Origin of the sequence: Pseudoalteromonas sp. NZS100_1 (assembly GCF_015864285.1) — a bacterium.
Lineage (GTDB): Bacteria > Pseudomonadota > Gammaproteobacteria > Enterobacterales > Alteromonadaceae > Pseudoalteromonas > Pseudoalteromonas arctica.
Map to the genome: position 1 here is coordinate 23652 of NZ_JADYXN010000024.1, position 20001 is coordinate 43652.

At 39.6% G+C, this 20001-nt stretch carries 12 protein-coding genes and 2 pseudogenes; 6 read left to right on the top strand and 8 right to left on the bottom strand.

Annotated features, from left to right (window positions below):
* The first annotated feature begins 27 nt into the window (after nucleotides 1-27).
* Together I6F66_RS15170 and I6F66_RS15175 are read left to right on the top strand one after the other, a co-directional pair.
* The gene (locus I6F66_RS15170) at nucleotides 28-1578 is read left to right on the top strand and encodes a tryptophan halogenase family protein (protein ID WP_165741316.1); all 1551 of its coding nucleotides are present in this window, start codon (nucleotides 28-30) and stop codon (nucleotides 1576-1578) included.
* A complete protein-coding gene (locus I6F66_RS15175) occupies nucleotides 1571-3058 on the top strand; it encodes a tryptophan halogenase family protein (RefSeq protein WP_197209448.1) in 1488 nt (495 codons plus the stop codon). Before I6F66_RS15170 ends, I6F66_RS15175 begins: the two co-directional genes overlap by 8 nt.
* Before the next feature lie 327 nt (nucleotides 3059-3385).
* Here the strand turns inward: I6F66_RS15175 and I6F66_RS15180 are convergent, their stop codons facing one another.
* Nucleotides 3386-5962 (bottom strand): exo 1,3/1,4-beta-D-glucan glucohydrolase, encoded by a 2577-nt coding sequence (locus tag I6F66_RS15180; RefSeq protein WP_197209449.1) that lies wholly within the window; start codon nucleotides 5960-5962, stop codon nucleotides 3386-3388.
* A gap of 238 nt (nucleotides 5963-6200) precedes the next feature.
* Between I6F66_RS15180 and I6F66_RS15185 the strand changes: the two genes are divergently transcribed.
* The 3 genes from I6F66_RS15185 to I6F66_RS15195 all read left to right on the top strand — a co-directional run bounded on the left by I6F66_RS15185 (nucleotide 6201) and on the right by I6F66_RS15195 (nucleotide 10165).
* Nucleotides 6201-7529 carry a GH1 family beta-glucosidase gene (locus I6F66_RS15185; RefSeq protein ID WP_165741113.1) on the top strand — a complete coding sequence of 443 codons (1329 nt, stop codon included), beginning with the start codon at nucleotides 6201-6203 and terminating at the stop codon, nucleotides 7527-7529.
* 32 nt (nucleotides 7530-7561) lie between these two features.
* The gene (locus I6F66_RS15190; protein WP_165741114.1) at nucleotides 7562-9088 is read left to right on the top strand and encodes an MFS transporter; all 1527 of its coding nucleotides are present in this window, start codon (nucleotides 7562-7564) and stop codon (nucleotides 9086-9088) included.
* A gap of 75 nt (nucleotides 9089-9163) precedes the next feature.
* Nucleotides 9164-10165, top strand: a complete 1002-nt coding sequence (locus tag I6F66_RS15195; protein ID WP_197209450.1) for a LacI family DNA-binding transcriptional regulator — start codon at nucleotides 9164-9166, stop codon at nucleotides 10163-10165.
* Nucleotides 10166-10184: 19 nt separating this feature from the next.
* Here I6F66_RS15195 and I6F66_RS15200 read toward each other — a convergent pair.
* A pseudogene (locus I6F66_RS15200) lies at nucleotides 10185-10319 on the bottom strand (LysR family transcriptional regulator); the annotation flags it as partial.
* Between the two features lie 243 nt (nucleotides 10320-10562).
* Here I6F66_RS15200 and I6F66_RS15205 point away from each other — a divergent pair.
* Nucleotides 10563-11732, top strand: a complete 1170-nt coding sequence (locus tag I6F66_RS15205; protein WP_197209451.1) for an MFS transporter — start codon at nucleotides 10563-10565, stop codon at nucleotides 11730-11732.
* Here the strand turns inward: I6F66_RS15205 and I6F66_RS15210 are convergent.
* From I6F66_RS15210 to I6F66_RS15235, 6 genes and pseudogenes are all read right to left on the bottom strand, one after another.
* Nucleotides 11729-12243 (bottom strand): annotated as a pseudogene (locus tag I6F66_RS15210) (M23 family metallopeptidase). The gene I6F66_RS15205 and the pseudogene I6F66_RS15210 overlap by 4 nt on opposite strands.
* A 101-nt stretch (nucleotides 12244-12344) precedes the next feature.
* Entirely contained in the window at nucleotides 12345-12614 is a 270-nt protein-coding gene (locus I6F66_RS15215) for a YrhK family protein (protein WP_007583304.1), read from the bottom strand.
* A gap of 155 nt (nucleotides 12615-12769) precedes the next feature.
* Nucleotides 12770-14110, bottom strand: a complete 1341-nt coding sequence (locus I6F66_RS15220; RefSeq protein ID WP_010553499.1) for an SPFH domain-containing protein — start codon at nucleotides 14108-14110, stop codon at nucleotides 12770-12772.
* Nucleotides 14103-14441 (bottom strand): methanolan biosynthesis protein EpsI, encoded by a 339-nt coding sequence (locus I6F66_RS15225; RefSeq protein WP_197118811.1) that lies wholly within the window; start codon nucleotides 14439-14441, stop codon nucleotides 14103-14105. The genes I6F66_RS15220 and I6F66_RS15225 overlap by 8 nt, the downstream gene beginning before the upstream one ends.
* A gap of 237 nt (nucleotides 14442-14678) precedes the next feature.
* A complete protein-coding gene (locus tag I6F66_RS15230) occupies nucleotides 14679-16172 on the bottom strand; it encodes a hypothetical protein (RefSeq protein ID WP_197209452.1) in 1494 nt (497 codons plus the stop codon).
* A 432-nt stretch (nucleotides 16173-16604) separates the two neighbouring features.
* Nucleotides 16605-19697: a PilC/PilY family type IV pilus protein gene (locus I6F66_RS15235; protein ID WP_197209453.1), complete on the bottom strand. Its 3093-nt coding sequence runs from the start codon at nucleotides 19695-19697 to the stop codon at nucleotides 16605-16607.
* Between the last annotated feature and the right edge of the window lie 304 nt (nucleotides 19698-20001).

The following is a 20001-nucleotide window of genomic DNA, read 5'->3' on the forward strand; positions in this document are numbered from 1 at the left end:
ATGTTATCAACTTTAGGGTGTTAACTCATGATCAAACCAATAACAAAAATAGTCGTTTTAGGTGGAGGTACTGCCGGCTGGCTAAGCGCAGGCTTATTAGCCGCCGAACACCCGCACCTGAATGTAACGTTAGTTGAGTCGGCAAACGTGCCTATATTGGGTGTGGGCGAAGGCACGTGGCCGTCAATGCGCAACACCCTACAGCGCATTGGCATTAAAGAAAGTGATTTTATAACCCAGTGCGACGCGTCATTTAAGCAAGGTTCTAAATTTATAAATTGGCGAAACCTCAGCGAGGGAGAAAACTACTACCACCCTTTTATGAATCCACAAGGCTACGAGCACACTAATTTACACGCCAGTTGGCAACGTATTGCACCTAACCAAAAATTTGCCGACGTTGTTAATATGCAAAGCTTTGTATGCCAAGCAGCACTAGCACCAAAGCAATTACAAACACCTGAATATGCAGCAGTTACCAACTATGGCTATCATTTAGATGCGGGTAAATTTGCTGAGTTTTTAAAAAATCACTGCGTTAAAAACCTAAATGTTTCGCATATTATCGACGATGTAACCGAGGTTATTAACGACGAGCATGGCTATATTGCCTCATTAAAAACAAATAATAATGGCGATATAACGGGTGATTTATTTATAGATTGCTCAGGCTCTCGCGCTCGTTTAATTGGTGAGCATTTTAATAGTGAGTTTATAGCGCAAGATCATATTTTATTTAATAACAGCGCTGTTGCGGCGCAAATACCTAATGCACACGCCGATCAGCCAGTTGCCTCTGCTACGTTATCTACAGCGCAAAGTAACGGTTGGATTTGGGATATAGCCCTGCCAACGCGCCGTGGTACAGGTTATGTATTTAGTAGTAAATATCAAAGCGATGAAAGCGCAACAAATACTCTAAAAAGCTACATAGCTAAAAGTACCAGTGAGCAACAAGCTGAGCAACTTAACTACCGCGTATTAAAATTCAGCCCTGGTTACAGGCAAAAATTTTGGATTAAAAACTGTGTTGCCGTAGGTATGTCAGCTGGCTTTTTAGAGCCTCTTGAAGCGTCAGCACTTGCCATGGTTGAGCTTTCAATTAGCATGATAAGCGAGCAACTCCCGCAAAACCGCACCCACATGAGCCAGCTTGAAACGCGTTTTAATGAGCGTTTTAGCACTCGTTGGCAGCGCGTTATTGAGTTTTTAAAACTTCATTATGTGCTAAGCGAGCGCGACGACACTCCTTATTGGCAAGATATTAGTAATTTAAATACCGCGCCCGAGCGCCTGCAAAACTTACTTAAACTTTGGCAATTTCAACCCCCTAGCCGCTTTGATTTTATTGAAAACGAAGAAGTGTTTTCATCAAGCAGTTACCAATACGTTTTATATGGCATGGGCTTTAATACACAAACAGTATCTGCACAAAATACATTTAACGACCCACGTGCTGGGGATTACTATTATCAGCAAAATCGCGAAAAAATAGCGCAGTGTTTAAATGGAATACCAAGTAATCGCGCGCTTTTAAATCACCTTTTATCAAATAATGGGCAGCCACATAATGACTAAAACAAACGCTGTTAAAAACGTAGTAATTGCTGGAGGCGGCACTGCAGGTTGGATGGCCGCAGCGGCACTTGCTAAACTAGTTGGTAACAATATAAACATAACCCTTGTTGAATCTGACGATATTGGCACTGTAGGTGTTGGCGAAGCAACAATTCCGCCTATTCGTACATTTCATAAATTGCTGGGTATAAACGAGCAAGCATTTATGAAAGCCACTCAAGCAAGCTTTAAATTAGGTATTAGCTTTGAAAACTGGGGCGATGAAAACACGCATTATATTCACTCATTTGGCGCAACGGGCAAAGAATGTTGGGCGGGTGAATTTCATCACTTTTGGTTGCAAGGTAAAACTTTAGGAATAAACAACCCATTTGGCGATTACTGCTACGAGCTGCAAGCAGCTAAAGGCGGTAAATTTGCGTTTAATCAGCAAAATCCCATTAACTATGCCTACCATATGGATGCCACACGTTACGCGCAGTTTTTACGTGAATTTTCAGAGCCATTAGGTGTAAAACGCATTGAAGGTAAAATACAAAAAGTAGTAAAAAACACTAAAACGGGCCATATAGAATCGCTTACTTTAAATAATGGCGAGCACATTAACGGCGACTTTTTTATTGATTGCACCGGCTTTAGAGGCTTATTAATAGAGCAAGCATTGCATACTGGCTACGAAGACTGGTCGCATTTACTACCGTGTAACAGCGCCATTGCCGTGCAAACAAAATCAACCAGCGAGACCGTATTGCCACTTACCCGCTCTATTGCCCACAAAAGCGGCTGGCAATGGCGTATACCGCTGCAAAACCGTGTAGGCAACGGATTAGTTTATTGCAGCCAATATATGGATGACGAACAAGCCAAAGCGCTACTATTAAATAACATTGAGGGCGAGGCGCTTACAGAGCCCCGTATTATTAAATTTAAAATAGGGCGGCGCTTAAAAGGCTGGAACAAAAACTGCCTAGCGCTTGGCCTTGCTAGCGGTTTTGTAGAGCCACTTGAGTCCACCAGCATTCACTTAATTATGTCGGGTATTATCCGCTTTATGCGTTTATTTCCGTTTAATGGCATTACCAATCACGCCATTGACGAATACAACAAACAACTTAAAAGCGAAATTGAAAATATTCGCGACTTTATTGTGCTGCACTACAAAGTAACTAATCGCAATGACAGTGAGTTTTGGCAGCATTGTAGTGCCATGGAAGTGCCAAAAACACTTCAGCATAAAATTGATTTGTTTAAGCAAACTGGCCGTGTATTTTTAGACGATGGCGACATTTTTAGAGTCGATTCGTGGGTGCAAGTTATGCTTGGTCAAGGTATTGAGCCTAATCAACATCACTTAATAGCCAGCATGATGAGCGATGAAGAACTCACCCGTTTTTTACACGGTATTAAGCAACAAATAGAGCAACGCGTAAGCCAATTACCATCTCATCATGAGTTTTTAAAGCAGTATTGCCCAGCATAAAAAAAGCCCTTACTAGGGCGTATTGTTCTTTGGTGGTTAAATTTGCAGCAGCATATTTGGTTTTTAGGCAAGGCAGAGCCTATGTAGTGTGGTTATTCCCCATAAATAGGCGATAACGTAGCATAAATGCCAAACATGCGCTGCCCGTAGGGTTCTGCCTAGGGGCAATTTACTCTTTGTTGCTCGGTTTTTACTTAGCCCACTAGGTTACAAACCTCGCGCCGCGATTAAATGGCCCCTAGATTGAACAAATTTCAATCCACAAAGATCAACACGCCCTTAGGGCTTTGAGACAACACACAATAAACTCAACTTATAAGCACTCTACTACTCACACTTTATTTTTGCTGTTTCAGCGCTTTGTGGTTCAAAGCTAATATCTGCAACTGAAACGTTAAGCTCTCCTGCCGTTTTAATAATAAAAGGGCTAGTTACTCTGGCAAAATCAACGCCCTTTTTAGCAAAACACGTTAAATCTATACTCATGGTTTGCCATGTATTTAAATCAGCATTTTTAAGCTCATTGGTAATATCAAGCTCGCCACCACAACCTTGTTCGCATTTCATTGCAAGGTATGTCTGTGAGCTAGGTATTTGGTTTACTTTATAGCTAAAGCTAAGGGCCGAATTTGCTTCAATGTAGGCCACTTTGTCTTCGGTAAAATTACTATTAATTTCGATGTAGCTGGCTGCAGTGCCATCAAAATTAAATTGCATCGAATCTTCTTGAATCGCTTTGTCTTCAGTGCGATAAGTAATGCCGCCAAGTTTTACACTGTTACTTGCTACTTGGTGCTGCTCGCTGGTTGAATTTAAAAACAAACGCCACGGTGTTTTAAAGCTGCCATTAAATATAGATAGCGGCGCAAGGTTACTAATATCAACACCTGAGTCTTCATTTAGATTATTGGCAAGCGTACTTTCATCTTTATACGTTAAGCCAAAGCCATAGGGTAATAATGGAGAGTAATCAGCATCGCCCTTATTTACAGCGGTTTGCAAAGGCGATTTAGGCCACGAGAACGACAATTTACCTTTAAAGTCGTGCTGTACTTGTCCACTTACATCCTCTAATAAAACATCTGCAATGCCTTGTCCTTCAGTGCCAGGAAGCCATGCTGCTACAAATGCATCTGACGCGTTTAGCTCGCTGTTAACCCACATTGGTCTGCCCGATATAAACACTGATACCACCGGTATATTTTGCTGCTTTAATGTTTTTAATATTTTAAGAGAGCGTTTATTGTTACGTTCAAACTCAAGGTTGTCTTTATCGCCATGCCCCTCTGCGTATGGTTCTTCGCCAAATACAACAATGGCTACATCGGGTTTGGTATCAAACGTGCCACTTGGGCTTAAAATAGCGTTACCGCCAGCAGCCTCTATTTGCGTTTTTAACCCCGCATAAATAGACGTTGCTCCAGGAAAATCTGCATTTTGATTATTAGTTCCCTGCCACGTAATACTCCAACCACCCGATTGCTTGCCAATGTTATCAGCCGCATCGCCTGCAATCAGGATGTTGCTTGATGGGTTAAGCGGTAATAAATGGTTGTTGTTTTTAAGCAGTACTAGCGACTCTTGTACCGCTTGGCGGGCAATATCGCGATGTGCTGGCGCACCTATTAGTTCTAATTTACCTGAATATTTTCGATTTGCGGGGCTTGGTTTATCAAATAAACCCGCACGTAATTTAACGCGTAAAATACGTGCCACGGCGTCATCTATTCGCGCCATTGTTATTGTGCCCGCTTTTACTTGTTTAATTGTATTTTCATAAAGTGGCTTCCAAGCATCCGTTGGTACCATAAAAATATCAAGCCCCGCATTAACAGCCTGCGGGCAACTTTCATTTGTACAGCCTGCAACTTGTCCGTGTCCGTTCCAATCTCCTACAACAAAGCCATCAAAACCCATTTTTGTTTTTAACACATCAGTAAGTAGGTATTTATTGCCGTGATTTTTTTTACCATTCCAGCTATTAAACGATGCCATAACCGACTGGCTACCCGCTGTTAGGCCGCCAATATAACCTTGCGCATGAATGTTATATAACGTCTCTTCGCTATCAATGTTGTCACCCTGATCGTCACCATCTACCGTGCCGCCATCGCCTAAAAAGTGCTTAACAGTACTAATTACGCGTTTGTCACTTAAAAAGTCTTCATCGGCTCTGCCTTGTAGTCCGTTTACAATTGCGGCTGAATATTCACGTACAATTGCAGGGTCTTCTGAGTAGCCTTCGTACGTTCGGCCCCATCGGTCATCGCGCACAACCGCAACAGTCGGTGCAAATACCCAATCGATCCCTGTTGCCATTACTTCTATTGCAGTAGCTGCTGCAATTCGCTCAATTAATGCGGGGTTATTAGCAGCACCTAAACCAATATTGTGAGGGAATAACGTCGCCCCAATCACATTATTATGGCCATGTACTGCATCGGTGCCCCACATGGTCGGAATTTTACTGCCATCAATTGAGTCATCAACTGATGCCTGATACATGCTTTCAGCAAGCGTTATCCAATCTGCAGGCGTTGCATGCTTATTAGCATTCGGGAACGAGCCACCGCCATTTAAATACGAACCAAAACCATATTTGCGCATGTCTGCAGCGGTTATATCGCGAATTTCAGGTTGGATCATCTGCGCTACTTTTTGCTCAAGCGTCATTGTTTTTAAATACTGTGCAATTGTATTTTCAATTTCAGGCGTTTTCACTACCTTACTTTTAAGCGTTGGCCAAAGTGATAAATCACCTTGCTCATGCTCAGCCTTTTTGGCTACGGCGCCTTGGCTATTATTAGCGTTAACCTCTTGTTTATTACACGCACTTAAAACGCATAACCCCCCTATTAAAATGGGGAGCATACGTAACCTGTTAGTGTTTAAGCTTTTTTTCATTTTTATAGCCCTGTGTTGTGTCAGTGTGTTTTTGTGAAACGCCTATTTGTTATTTAAATTTAACTATTGACCTGCTTAACAATAGCCACTAATCTAAATATGGAAGCGCTTCCTTAAAGTTATTAAATACCATCCTTAGTGATTAATCAAATTAAATATGGAAGCGCTTCCATCAATGCAATTTATAAACTATAAATAAAAGCAAAATTTACTACAAAGAAGCAGAGGTTTTCTCTTAATGAAACAATTATCTTTACCTAGTGGCTCACCACTTTTAGCCAAAAATTTTACTTATGGTGTAGCTACGGCCTCATTTCAAATTGAAGGCGGCGCAGCTGATCGCTTGCCATGTATTTGGGATACCTTTTGCAGTAAAGAAGGCAAAATAGTCGATAATTCAAATGGCAATGTAGCCTGCGAGCACTACACTCGCTGGAAAGACGATATAAACTTAATTGAGTCATTAGGTGTAGACGCTTACAGACTCTCAATTTCGTGGCCGCGCGTAATGACTAAAAGCGGTCACTTAAATCCGACAGGCGTTAAGTTTTATACCGACATTTTAGATGAATTAAAACGCCGTAACATTAAAGCTTTTGTAACGCTGTACCACTGGGATTTACCACAACACATTGAAGACGAAGGTGGCTGGCTAAACCGTAACACCGCTTACGAATTTGCCCATTACGCAGATTTAATTACCAAAGCATTTGGGGAACGTGTGCACTCTTACGCCACCTTAAACGAACCGTTTTGTAGCTCTTACTTAGGTTACGAAATTGGCGTACATGCGCCTGGCATAGTAGGCCGCGAATTTGGTCGTAAAGCCGCGCACCACTTATTACTAGGTCACGGTTTAGCTATGCAAGTACTTGCTAAAAATAGCCCAAATACGCTAAACGGTATTGTACTTAACTTTACGCCTTGTTACTCCGTTACCCAAAGTGAAGATGATTTAAAAGCCACTGCATTTGCTGATGACTATATTAACCAATGGTACATGCAGCCTGTAATGCAAGGTAAATACCCTGATATTATTAAGCAATTACCAAAAGCTCACCGCCCAGATATTTTAGATGGCGACATGGAAATAATTGCTCAACCGCTGGATTATTTAGGGGTTAACTTTTATACCCGCATGCATTATCAAGCAAGCGAAACCGACTTTTACCATGAGCTGCCACATAAAGCGCCAATGACCGATATAGGCTGGGAAATTTACCCTAAAGCGCTTACAGAATTACTTGTATCGTTAAACGAAAAATACACCCTACCGCCTATTTATATTACCGAAAACGGTGCAGCCATGGCTGACGAATTTAAAGACGGCGAAGTGAGAGATAACGACCGTATTGAATATTACCACGAGCATTTAAATGCCCTACATAACGCAGCTGAGCAAGGCGTAAAAGTAGATGGTTACTTTGCGTGGAGCCTAATGGATAACTTTGAATGGGCAGAAGGATATTTAAAACGTTTTGGAATAGTACACGTAGACTACAACACACAAAAACGAACTGTTAAAGCCAGCGGTAAAGCGTACAGTAACCTAATAACTAGCCGATAAATTATCAGCTTATAACAATAAGAACACACACTGTGAACAAACTCCCTTTATACGAAAAAGTCGGTTACGCCATGGGCGATGCCGGCGCTAATTTAGTATGGCGCGGTGCGCTTGCTTATTTAGCGGTGTTTTACACCGATACATTTGGCATATCGGCAGCCGCCGCTGCCATGTTGTTTTTGGTGGTAAGGCTATCTGATGGCGTAACCGACATTATTATGGGTATGATTGCCGACAGAACGCAGTCGCGCTTTGGTAAATTTCGCCCGTGGATACTCTACTCGGCACCATTTTTGGGCTTGTTTATGGTGTTGTGTTTTACTACACCCGACTTTAGCACCACCAATAAACTTATTTATGCCTACGTAACCTACATAGGTTTAACGCTTGCCTACACCGTAAGTAACGTGCCCTACTCGGCACTTATGGGCGTAATGACACCAGACGATACAGAGCGCACAAAGCTCTCTGGTTTTAGGTTTGCAGGTGCATTTACTGGTGGCTTATTGGTTATGGGTTTTTTACCTGAGCTAGTAGCTTTTTTTGGTGGCGGCGACGATGCCAAAGGCTATCAGCTTACTATGTACTTATTTGCCAGCTTACTTATTATTTTAATGATTATAACGTTTGCGACTACCAAAGAGCGTGTAACACCGCACGCCTCAAATGAAGGCAATTTAAAATCAGAGTTGTTTGATTTAACCAAAAGCCTGCCATTTATAATCCTACCTTTGCTTGCTACCACCCTGTTTTTTTATTACCGCGATTTATACAGCGGCGTATTTTTTGCCCTTGTTATGGCTGCAATGACATTCGTTATTAAAAAATTACTCAATAAAGATAAGCAAAGCTTAACGGGATCACAGCGTGACATGGTTGACCTTCTGACCAACAAACCTTGGTTGGTGTTACTTGGCATTGGTTTTTTAACCATGATGTTTAATGGCATAAAATACGGTGTAATTGCGTACTACTTTAAGTACCACGTAGCCAATGAACTCATGGCTGGGCAATATTTTATCGCCTTGTTGGTTGTATCTATATTAGGCGCACTTGCCACAGGTAAACTGGCCGAAATTATGGGTAAACGAAACCTATTTATTGCATCATTAATGCTAAGCGGCATACTCACTACTGCATTTTACTGGGTGCCTAGCGATAATCTGGTTGCTGTATTTACCTTTGGTTGCGCTGCTGAATTTTTTGCCGCGATGATGCCAACATTATTTTTTAGTATGCTTGGTGATTCAGCCGATTATTCAGAGTGGAAAAACAAACGCCGCGCTACAGGCCTTATTTATTCTGCGGGTACATTTGTGCAAAAAACCGGTGGTGGTTTTGCAGGTGCATTAGTATTAGTGGTACTTGCAGGCTACGGCTATAACGGCATGGATGAGCTAACAATTACACAAGCCCTACCTGGTATGCAGTTACTTATGAGCTGGATACCTGCCGCATTTGCTTTTTTAGGTGCCGCATTGATGCTTATTTATCCGCTAACCTCAGCGATGACGCAAAAAATAACAGAAGACTTAGCAATTAGACGCAGTAATGTGTAAATTAACTTTTAATGATTCTTCGCGCTTTATATTTTTATAAAGCGCGAGTAAAAACACATATAAGCTAGGACATCAATGGCGACAATTTATCAAGTATCAGAAATGGCAGGTGTGTCTTTATCAACTGTTTCAAGGGTACTTAACGACAACGACTACGTAAGCAAAAAAACTAAAAAAAAGGTATTAGAAGCAATGAAAGAGCTAGGCTATCAGCCAAGTTCTATTGCACGCTCTTTGGCGTCTAGCACTACAAACAGCGTCGGTATTTTAGTTTCTGAGTTGGATGGTCCGTTTTTTGGTCAGATGATGTCAGCCATTGAAGAGCATCTTCGTATTGCGGGTAAACACGTTATTATTACCCCTGGGCACAGTGACGAGAAAAAAGAAAAAAACGGTTTTGAGTTTTTAATAAGCCGTAATTGCGACGCTATTATTGCCCACGTAGAAGCGGTATCAAACGAGTACTTAATTGAGCTAAGTAAAGGCAAAACCCCTATTTACTTAATGAGCCGCTACGTTAAAGAAATTGAAGAAAACTGCATTAGCCTCGACAACGTAATGGGCGGCTACTTAGCCACTAAAGCCATGATCAACAAAGGTCATAAAAACATTGCGTACATAGCAGGCCCGCAGTTTAAAGAAGATGCGTCAAATCGTTTAAAAGGTCACAAACAGGCATTAGCAGAATACAACCTAACCTTTGACGAAAAGCTATTTTACATAGGCGACTTTAAAGAAACCGGTGGCAGCGATGGCTTAAGGCATTTTATTCAAAATAAAGCGCAAATAACCGCGCTTGTATGCGCCAATGACGAAATGGCATCGGGTGCCATGAAATACGCCCGAGAACACGGTTTTAACCTACCAAAAGATTTAGCTATTATTGGGTTCGATAACGTAATTTTTACCAATTACCTCTACCCAACGCTTACTACAATAGATAACCCAGTTCCCGAAATGGGCAGAGCTGCGGCTAACTTAGTGCTTAAAGACATTTACAAAAAAAGCGGCATAACAGTAAAGCACGTGTTTCAGCCAAAGCTTATTTTAAGAGACTCAACACCCGACATTAATTAACTTTAAACCTAATTTAAATCTAGTTTAAGTCTAAATTATGTAATTCATTACGCACCCACTGCGTATCTAAATATTGCCCTACGTGTTGCTGCGCAAACTTTAAAAAGTTACGTGCAGCATGCGATATGTGCCTGTCTGTTCGCATTACAAAAAACTCTATTCAGACATAAATGCTCACAAATATAAAACAATATCTACATAAAAACACTACAATAAAAAGCATAATAGATCCGATAATTTACCAAAAAGATCGTTTTAAAATTTATTTATACTGTTTAATAAAATATCACTTTACTTATTTTTAATTTGGCTCTAAATTCGCGCAAATTTTATTATTAAAGTAACCTCTCAAACTTTAAAACAGTGGTTATTTACCTTGATGAGTCGATAAACACAAATGGCCGAATCAGCCGCCACAAGCACCTCTAATAACCCTTTAGCACCCGTTATCGGGCTGTCATTTTTTGCTATCGCATCCGGCTTTTTAATGAGCATTATTCCGCTGTCGTTACCCGCATTTAAACTTGATGAAAACCTAGCGCCTTGGCTTGCGAGCATTTTTTACTTTGGCTTACTTGTTGGCGCTACAACCATTGAACGCGTGGTGGTAAAAATAGGTCATCGATTCGCTTTTATATTATTTTTAAGTTTATTAATAGTAAGTGTGCTTGCACAACTTGCACTGCCAAATACCGTTAACTGGTTAATTGCACGATTTGTAGCAGGTGTTGCTGTTGCCGGTGTGTTTGTAATTGTTGAGTCTTGGTTATTAATGACCAATACAGCAAAGTCGCGTGCTAAACGTTTGGGCTTATACATGACCTCACTTTATGGGGGCAGCGCCGTTGGTCAGCTTGCTATAGGGCCGCTTGGCACCGAAGGTTCAACGCCTTATTTATTTGTAGCCTCGCTATTATTTTTAGCTATTTTAGCCCCTTTATTAATAACCAAAGGTCAGCCCGAAAAACAGCACCTTGAAAAACTACCACTAAAAGAAATAAAAACACTAAGCCACCCTGCAATGCTCGGATGCTTAGCTTCAGGCTTATTACTGGGCCCTATTTACGGCTTAATGCCGGTTTATATTTCAGCAAAAGCTGATCAAGCTCAGTACACAGGCACACTTATGGCGGTTATTATTTTAGGCGGCATGGTCGTGCAGCCGCTTGTGAGTTACTTATCTACTCGGCTTGAAAAAAGCTTATTGATGGGTATGTTTTGTTTAGTAGGCGCAGCCGGTGCTGTGGGTATATTACAAGCAAACACTTTAGCAGGATTAATAGTGAGCTACTTAATACTAGGCGCGTGCAGCTTTGCACTTTACCCAATTGCCATAACACTTGCGTGCGACTCATTGCCAATGGCAAAAATAGTCTCGGCAACTGAGGTTATGCTTTTAAGTTACAGTATTGGTTCGGTATTTGGCCCTATGCTTGCTGCAAATTTATCTGATGCACCCAACGGTATTGTGTTTTATTTAGCAGGCTGTTTGATCACTACCTGTATTTATATGTTTATTAAAAGCATTAAAAATATTCGCGCAGGTAAAACGCCTGTTGCAGGCTAATTAGTTTTTAATTTATCGTGTGGACTTAAAAAAAACATCTTTTTCCAGCCTTGGCTTTGCGTTGTATAAAGCCATGGCATGGGCACTAACGATAAAATAGAATAATGCACATGAGGCTGCTTCCCTGCGGCGTTTCCGGTATCGCCCAGCAAGCCAATTTGACTGTTTATGCTTACTACATCACCTGTGCTTACTGAGTAGTCATTTAAATGTGCAAAATAATGCACGCGCCATTTAGGTCCAAGTACTGCAACCACCTTACCGCCTCGAGTTAGCTCACCTGCAAATATAACCACACCGTTTGTTGAGGCAACTACAGGAGTGTTCTTTATGCCAAAAATATCAATTCCTTTGTGCACACCCGACCTACCCCAAGGCTCGTACCAAAACGTATTATGGTTCCAATCTTTATTTGTGGCACCTTGTACCGGGATCCTTATTTTTCGGGAATTAGTAAGCCTATAACTAATAAAACGGCTACTCCAATTGCAATCCACTTTAGTACTTTCACTTTTCTATCCTTGATATTTAAATAACTTATACTGGTAAATTATTAGCCATAATAACTGAACTCATCATGAGTCGTATTTATGGTTTTATTTATGGTTTTATTTATGGTGTTTTATTTGAATGAAATACCCGACTAACATGTACTAAGCTGATCAACTTCAAAACAGGTTTTATAAGCAATTGAGCACTGCCCGCTATAAACAACCATGTGCCACTTTGCACTAATGCATCATTTAAAAAGAAAAAACTGCCAATTAAAAACCACACTGCAATCAAAAAATCGTTAAACGCTCCCAGTGCTTCATATCGTCGCTGAATGGTAATATGCTCTTGTCCTAAATCTAAAATAAACTGATTACTGTTCGAATCCATAACTGCTCACTATTTACCTTTTATTACCTAAATACATGTTTAATAAGCCTCAAGGCTTACCTAAACAGTACAATAACAAAATTTACGCAATAAAAAACGCTGGCCGATGTAAGTCAGCCAACGTTTTTATTATTTGTACAATACTTAACTAACGTTTATTTTTTATCTTTTTCTAAACGCTTTTTAAGACTCAATGCAGCGTCAGCGGCTAATAAACGCATAAATTCAGAGCCATTACTTTGCTCGCCTTGGCCTGCGCCTATTACAATTTCAGGCACTAAACGGCTATTACCTAAGCTTGTAAATAAAGCAGTTTGAATTTTAACTTCTGCTTTTAGCGTTTCATCAAATACATACTTAGGATCAAGTGCAGCAGACTTAGCTCTTAAACGAGCCTCAGCTAAAACGTCCATACCTAATGCTTCTAAGCGTTGTTGCTTTAAAATCTCTTCTTGTTCTTTTGCAAGCTCCGCTTTTACAGCCACTCGTTGCTGCGCAGAAATAATAGCATTTGCCTTAATTCGCTCAGCATCAATTTGCTCTTTTATTTTTAGCTTTTCAGATTCAGCACGTTGCTTAGCAATTGCTTGTTCACCTAAAGCCACTTCAGTACGTGCTTGTTGCTCAGCTTTTTTAAGGTTTTGACGCGCTAGTGCTTCATCAGCAGCAGCTTGCTTTTGCGCTTCAAGGCGAGCATTTACTTTGCTTTCATAGTCAATATCAATAATGCTGGCATCAACTACTGTAATACCGTAAGCGCCTAAAATAGGTGCATTACGCAGTGTATTACCTTCATCGTCCATTTTAATATTAATAGTGACACGCTGCTGTTTACTTAAATTACCTAAATCGTCAGATTTATCGCGCTCACCCGTACTAATAATTTGTTCAGTAACAAAAATACCGTTTGTTAATTGATCAGCAAAATCTTGGCTTAATTGACCATTACCACCAGAGTAATGTTGCTCTACCGACATCATACGCGCCGACGCTTTTACATTTTCAGTGGTTGCACGCATTAATAAATTAGATATTAATGTTTCTTGTGAACCAAACTCTTCGTGTATTTTAAGTAAACCACGTAAAGCACCCGATTCAGCTGCTGGTACATTGCCTGGCAATCTAAAACGAGAAACACCTCGTGCGCCACCTGTTGTCGTATCTAAAAATCGAATTGGTATTAGCGGTACAATTGCGCTTGCTGTTGCACCGGCATCGCCCGTAAAGTTAATCGAAATTACTTTTTTATAAGCCGATGTAGTACCAAACGCTTTTAAATAAGGGCCGGCTTGATTTATTACTGTCAAGTTACCTGTAAAAGCCGATTGATGTACTAAACGCTCATCTGCTTCATTCCACGAAACAACTTGCGATGTAAGGGTTGCAATTACGGCTAATACAACAACAATTGATGAAACAACAATTACATTACGACGACCAAATCGACTCATAAATGAGTCACTTTTTACTGCTGGGACTGCTTTTTCGCTATCCATTTTTATTACTCTCCATGTTTAATTTCTTTTTAACAAAGTAAATAATTTCCTGTTCACTCAAATGTGCACAAAAGCTACCAGAGCGATGTAACTCAACAAATGTTGCAAGGATTTCTTCTTTACCTTTAGCTGTTTTATCTTGGTTTTCTTGTGTTTGATTTTTTTCTGTTAGTTGAGTGATTAAATCATCCACTATTGTGTCTTTATCAAATAGTACGTTGTATTCTTTGGATTTTCTTACCCGACTTTTATGTACGTTGCTGTAAATTACATAAAGTGCAACGCATAAAATAATAACAAGTAAACTTAACCCACTAATATAAAAAATCATAAGCTCTACTTAAATTAGTTTAAATACTTAATGAGCAATAACAATTGTAAGCATTGCTTAACAAATGTTAACCCAGTAATTTTACAGTAAACCCGAGTAAAAAACAGATTAAAAATAGAGTTCATCAAGTATATAGTTATAACCGTACGTAAAAGTAAGCTTTTTTAAACAAAAAAATGCCAGTCAGTTATTAACTGACTGGCACTAAGCTAAATATTTATTAAAGTGCTTTTTACATTATTCGCATGGAGCCCAATCAACACCATTTTCACCGCACTCATGCAGCATTGTTCCATCTTCTCGGCGGGTATCTCTAAACCATTGCCCTTCAATTGTCTTTGTAATACGTACGTTGTCTGTGGTTTTGTATTTACGCCAAAAGCTAGCATCAATAGATGTTTCGTCATCAAACTTATAAGGCATAGCAGCGAGTACAGTAACTAAATCTTGAGTTTCTAGATCAGCAGCTTTGTCTTTAACATTTACCCAATCAGATAATGTTTGAAAGTCGGCATTTTCCTCTCTAAAGGCAAAGTCAGTTTGGTAAAACGATCCTGACTCAGTATAGCTAATGCTAAAACCTCGCTCGAACGGTGTATCTAAATTAGCACTAATGCATTCATCTGCTGTTGGGAAGTTAACCGATGGGCTTGTATTATCAACGCCATAAAGCACATTACTTTGCTCAAAACTAACGTTCTCAATGCTAGAGCATCGGTAAGTACGATCGGCATTAATGTAAACATCGTCTCTAACTGTTAATTTTCCATTTAACGATTCTTCGCCCCAAGGCGTATCTGTTGAATCCAATCGAGACAAAATAACGTCAATTTTGTCGAGTTCGTCTGTATTTTGAAGCTTTACTTGCTCATAAATAAGCTCAGCGCCTGCAAAAATAACTTTGTCGCGGTACCATGCATTTTCAAACTCATACTCATCATCTTTCGCTGTGTCTTGATAAACCACTGCCCTTACTTCTTCTGCGTCAGGAAACTGAGCATCTAGCTCTTGCTTGAATTTATAGGCAGCTTTTAATCCCTTAACAATCGCCTGTGCTCTGTCGTACGCATCACTGTCATTATTGGCAATAAAATCTGAGTAAATTTGCTCTGTCGTCAAATTATAATGAGCAACCAAATTTTGCATAACATTCGTTATTTCGCTTTGAACATTTGCAAGCAACTCAGTATTTTCTTTAAGTGCATCACAACTTAAATTATTGCTACCAGTTTTTTGTAATTGAAGACTCAACTGCTCCCAGATAACAGTTGTTAAAGGTGATATATTTCGAATGTCTTCATCAGTCAACGCTTCAATTGAGGGCGGAAATGACATTTGATACGCTTGTGTTACCTCTCCTAAATCCTCGTCAATTGCGCCAACGGGTACATCTACATACATAGTTGAATACGGCACACACAGCGCCTGCTCTTCTGTAAAATTAAAACTATAATTACCCGATTCTTCAGAGACTACAGAAGGTTCTGTTTGCTCATCAAAAGTACCATCGCCATCAATATCTAGCCATACTATTGCACCAGATACATAGCCATCAATAACCTTACCAGTAAGAGAAATAGTTGTTACTTCTACTGGGTCTACTTTTATAGGGTCAGGCTTAGCTACAACTGGCTCTACAACGACCACTTTATCATCGCCACCGCCGCCACATCCAACAAGGCCTAGCGTAAACGCTAATGAAATAGCTAACTGACTTTTTTTAAAAAACATACAAATACTTCCTTTTTTGCACTTTAATTATTATTAAAAATCATATTGTTATAAATTGAATTGGTTACTTTAATAAATAACAAGTAAATTTAAACAACAGAAATTTATTGAATATTTATGGGGGGATGGCAACAAGTTAACATGCCCTGTACCTATATAGTGACACGCCATGTTAAATTTTGCTCTTACATTTGTTAATTAAATATAACTAAGACCAGCTATTGTTGACTAATATGGACTACAGGTACCTAAAATAAAGGGTTTGAGTGATAGGCAGTATTTTGTAAATGAATGTGTATTATACATAGGTTGGTTTAGAGCGCTTCGATAACTATAAAACAATTATATAAGCAAACCATCAGCATTTTTGATTCGCTCTTAAAATTAAAAAGCCACCTAATTAAGGTGGCTTATGTTTATTGCATTGTGTTTTTAATGTGCCTGACTATCGTTTTCTTCGCGTTTATAAATATATGTTTGTTGGGTTTTAAAGCCAAAACCAGTTGGTTCAGCGCCATTTACTAGCTTAACTTTTCCACCTTCAACATTTAAATTTGGCCCAAGTATTTCAATAGCTTTTATCGGCTTATCAGAACCTTTAACCCCAGGGCCTATTAAATAAAACTGACTAACTTGCGTTACATCCGTTGCATCATCCCAATCGCACTTACCATCCGCATCATTATCTGCACACGACGGGCCTTCCCCAAAAAATAGTTTCGGTGTATCTGGTACATCATTACTTGTTGCAAATTTCACATCGTCATAAACCTTCGTTCCATAATGCAAATGAAAGGCATAAAGCGAACCACCGCCACCCGTTAACGAACATTGGTTTTGTGTTGATGATGAAGATGCAGGCGTAAAGGAAGTAAAGTAAGCAACCCCACCAACGACCGTTGCTGCAGCAAGGGACTTTTCGCCCGTCCCTAATTCGTATCGCCACCCTTTAAATTCGGCTAACTTAACTTCAAGATTAACAAATTTATCTACGTCATCAAGTGCGTTACCAAATGGGTCTTCATTCATTTTCATTAAATCATCTGGCACTATTGGGGCTGGAAATTCAGTAAATATTTTTGTTAGGGTGTTTTCATCACGGATCATATACAGCTGATCTTGCTCATTAGTAGCAAGTGGGTTTGAACGATTTCCGCTACCTATAACTATTGCGTCATACGGGGTATCTAAACGGGTCGTAATCACCTCACCATCATAATTGGTCTTAGTAACTTTACTAAACAGCGTTCTAGCAACTAACGGTTTATAAAAGAAACGTCTGTCTTGCGACGCTAATGTACTGCCAAGCTCCGCAAGCTTAAAATGAGTAATATCACTTTCATCGTCACTAGGAATATCTACACGCCAAATATTACCGCCAGTATCGGTTGCATAAATTCGGTCGATATACCCGTCGTAATCTGAGTCAAGCGTAGTTACATCTGCTGCAATACTGTGCTCCCCGGTAAAACCATGTTCTTCCGGCGTTAGTGCCCATACCTTTTCGCCAGTTTTAGCATTAACAATGTAAATACCTAGCCCAGTTTCATCAGTCGTTCTAATCGCCTTATCTTTGTTTGTATCGTAGCCTGCGCCAAATATCAGCAGTGGATCCTCACCAAACGCTTTAATATAAGCAATTTGAGGTTTAGACCATGTTTGCGCTAAATATTTAAACTCTTCAGAGCCACCAACTATTGGCTTATTCCATAATTTTTTCGGTTTATCTGGGTCGCTTATATCCAGGGCGTAGTAATTTTTACCGCCTCGACGCATTCCTGCAAATGCCCACACTTCATCGTTATCACTTGCTCTAATAACACCATCATTTAAACCTTCGCTGTTTGAGCCTTTATTATTAAAGAACACACTTATAGGCCCATCCATGCCATACACTTTAGTATTTGCAAGATTACTACGTAAAGCCGGAATGTTTTTTAATAAGGCCGCAGGTGTAAAAGCCCACTTTTCTTCAACGGTATTGCCTTTGTCTTCAAACATATGTAAAAAGCCGGCGTTAGTGCCAACAAGTATATAAATACTTCCATCGCCATAATCTATAGATACCGGTTTAGAATGCAAAGGGTCGCCAAAAATATTGCTTCGTTGATCTACTGATGAGTCATCACCATCTTCATTATCAACATCAACCCCTCGTGCCCAGCTAATATCATCTTCCACTAAAGTTAAACCTATATTAGGGATTAAATCAGGGGCTAAATCGGTAACCGTACTTGTCGCTAAATTTAAAATGCCTTTTACTTTATCAAAAGTAAAATCAATAATACTCCCCGTTTTATCTATATAGATTTTACGGTTATCAGGGTCTAAAGTTGATAAAAGTAAATTCACGCCACCCTGAGCTACTAAATTCCCATCTGCAGGCTTATTAGTTGGTAGCCAAAATGTTCGCGCTTTTTCATCTATTAACCCATTGTCATCTAAAGCAATTTTATCCGTTGAATCTACTATATTAGCGCCCGACACTTTAAGCTTTTTTAAATTTCCGCTCCAACGTGCACCTGTTTCTGGATAAAACATTGCAAAGTAAATTGACTCTCGGCTACGTGTTTGGTCAACATTATTACTAGCTACCGTAGGAGATGAAAAACTATCGTTAACTTCACGTATTTTCGATATTGTGTTGTTAAGCGCTTCAGAGAGTTCAGTTGAGGTATCTGCATGTAAGTATTCGCCGCCCCCCAATAAAGCGGTTTTTTCTAATAACTTTTTACCATTTGTACTCATGCCACTACCAAAACCGATAGTAAAAACTCGCCCGGTATCAGCAACCTTTGACGTAGTGTCGTACAAATCCACCTCAACATCTCTTGTACCATGTATTATCTGAGCTAAAGCGGCTAAATAACTATTACTTGTTTTAGTGGGGTTTGAGCCAAAAGTAGATTTGTATAATGCTTCAATATCATCATTTCGGGTGGTATCTTGTGTAGGATCACCATCAGTCATTAATATTAAGCTAATTGAGTTATCACAACGCTCATCGGCCCCTGCTGGCTGCTCAAAAGGAGAAACATATCGAGGTATATCACTACCACTTTGCTCTCTCTCAATAGTAAAATCTCGTTTATTAGTATTTCGCCCATACCAAATTGTTTGCCCCGTCATATATAGGTAAGCTTCCCATAAGGTCTCAGTGATAGGCGTATTCCCGCCAGCAGGCAACTTTTCTATTTGACCCAATATTTTATCATGTGAGGAGCCTAGGCCAGCCATAACATAGCCACCATCATTGCCATTGAAACGCATCAAACCAAAATCAATCGAGCTGTTATCATTTACTAATTGGGTCATAGCGCTTATACCAGCATCGATTTTTCTAGGGCCCCCATTAGGCAACTTAGTCTTCATACTTCCTGAAGTATCAAACACAATAAGCACGCGAGGGTTTTCATCGGTTTCAACATTATGGTTTACGTATAGCTCTATATCTTCGGCAAATACAGAAAGGCTAATACCCACCCCGAATAACAAGGCAGCTATTTTTTTTAGTTTGAATTGCATTTTTAAATCCCTTTATTTGCGCTTTTTATTTTTATTGCGCAAGTTAATAACTACTCTATTCCCTGTTTAATTTTTAGTAATATGGAGGTGGGACTAAAAATTAAAACAAAGATAATATCTAGCTATTTATCACAAAACAGTAATTAGCATCCACGTGTCGTCAATGCTATAAAATATATATTACTTCGATTTTAAATAAAAATAGATTAAAGTCAAAGACATTAGACTTTATTATTAATTAAAAACAACAACTTAAATAAAATAATCCCGTTTTACTGCACAGTTGAGTCACGTCAAAAAATAA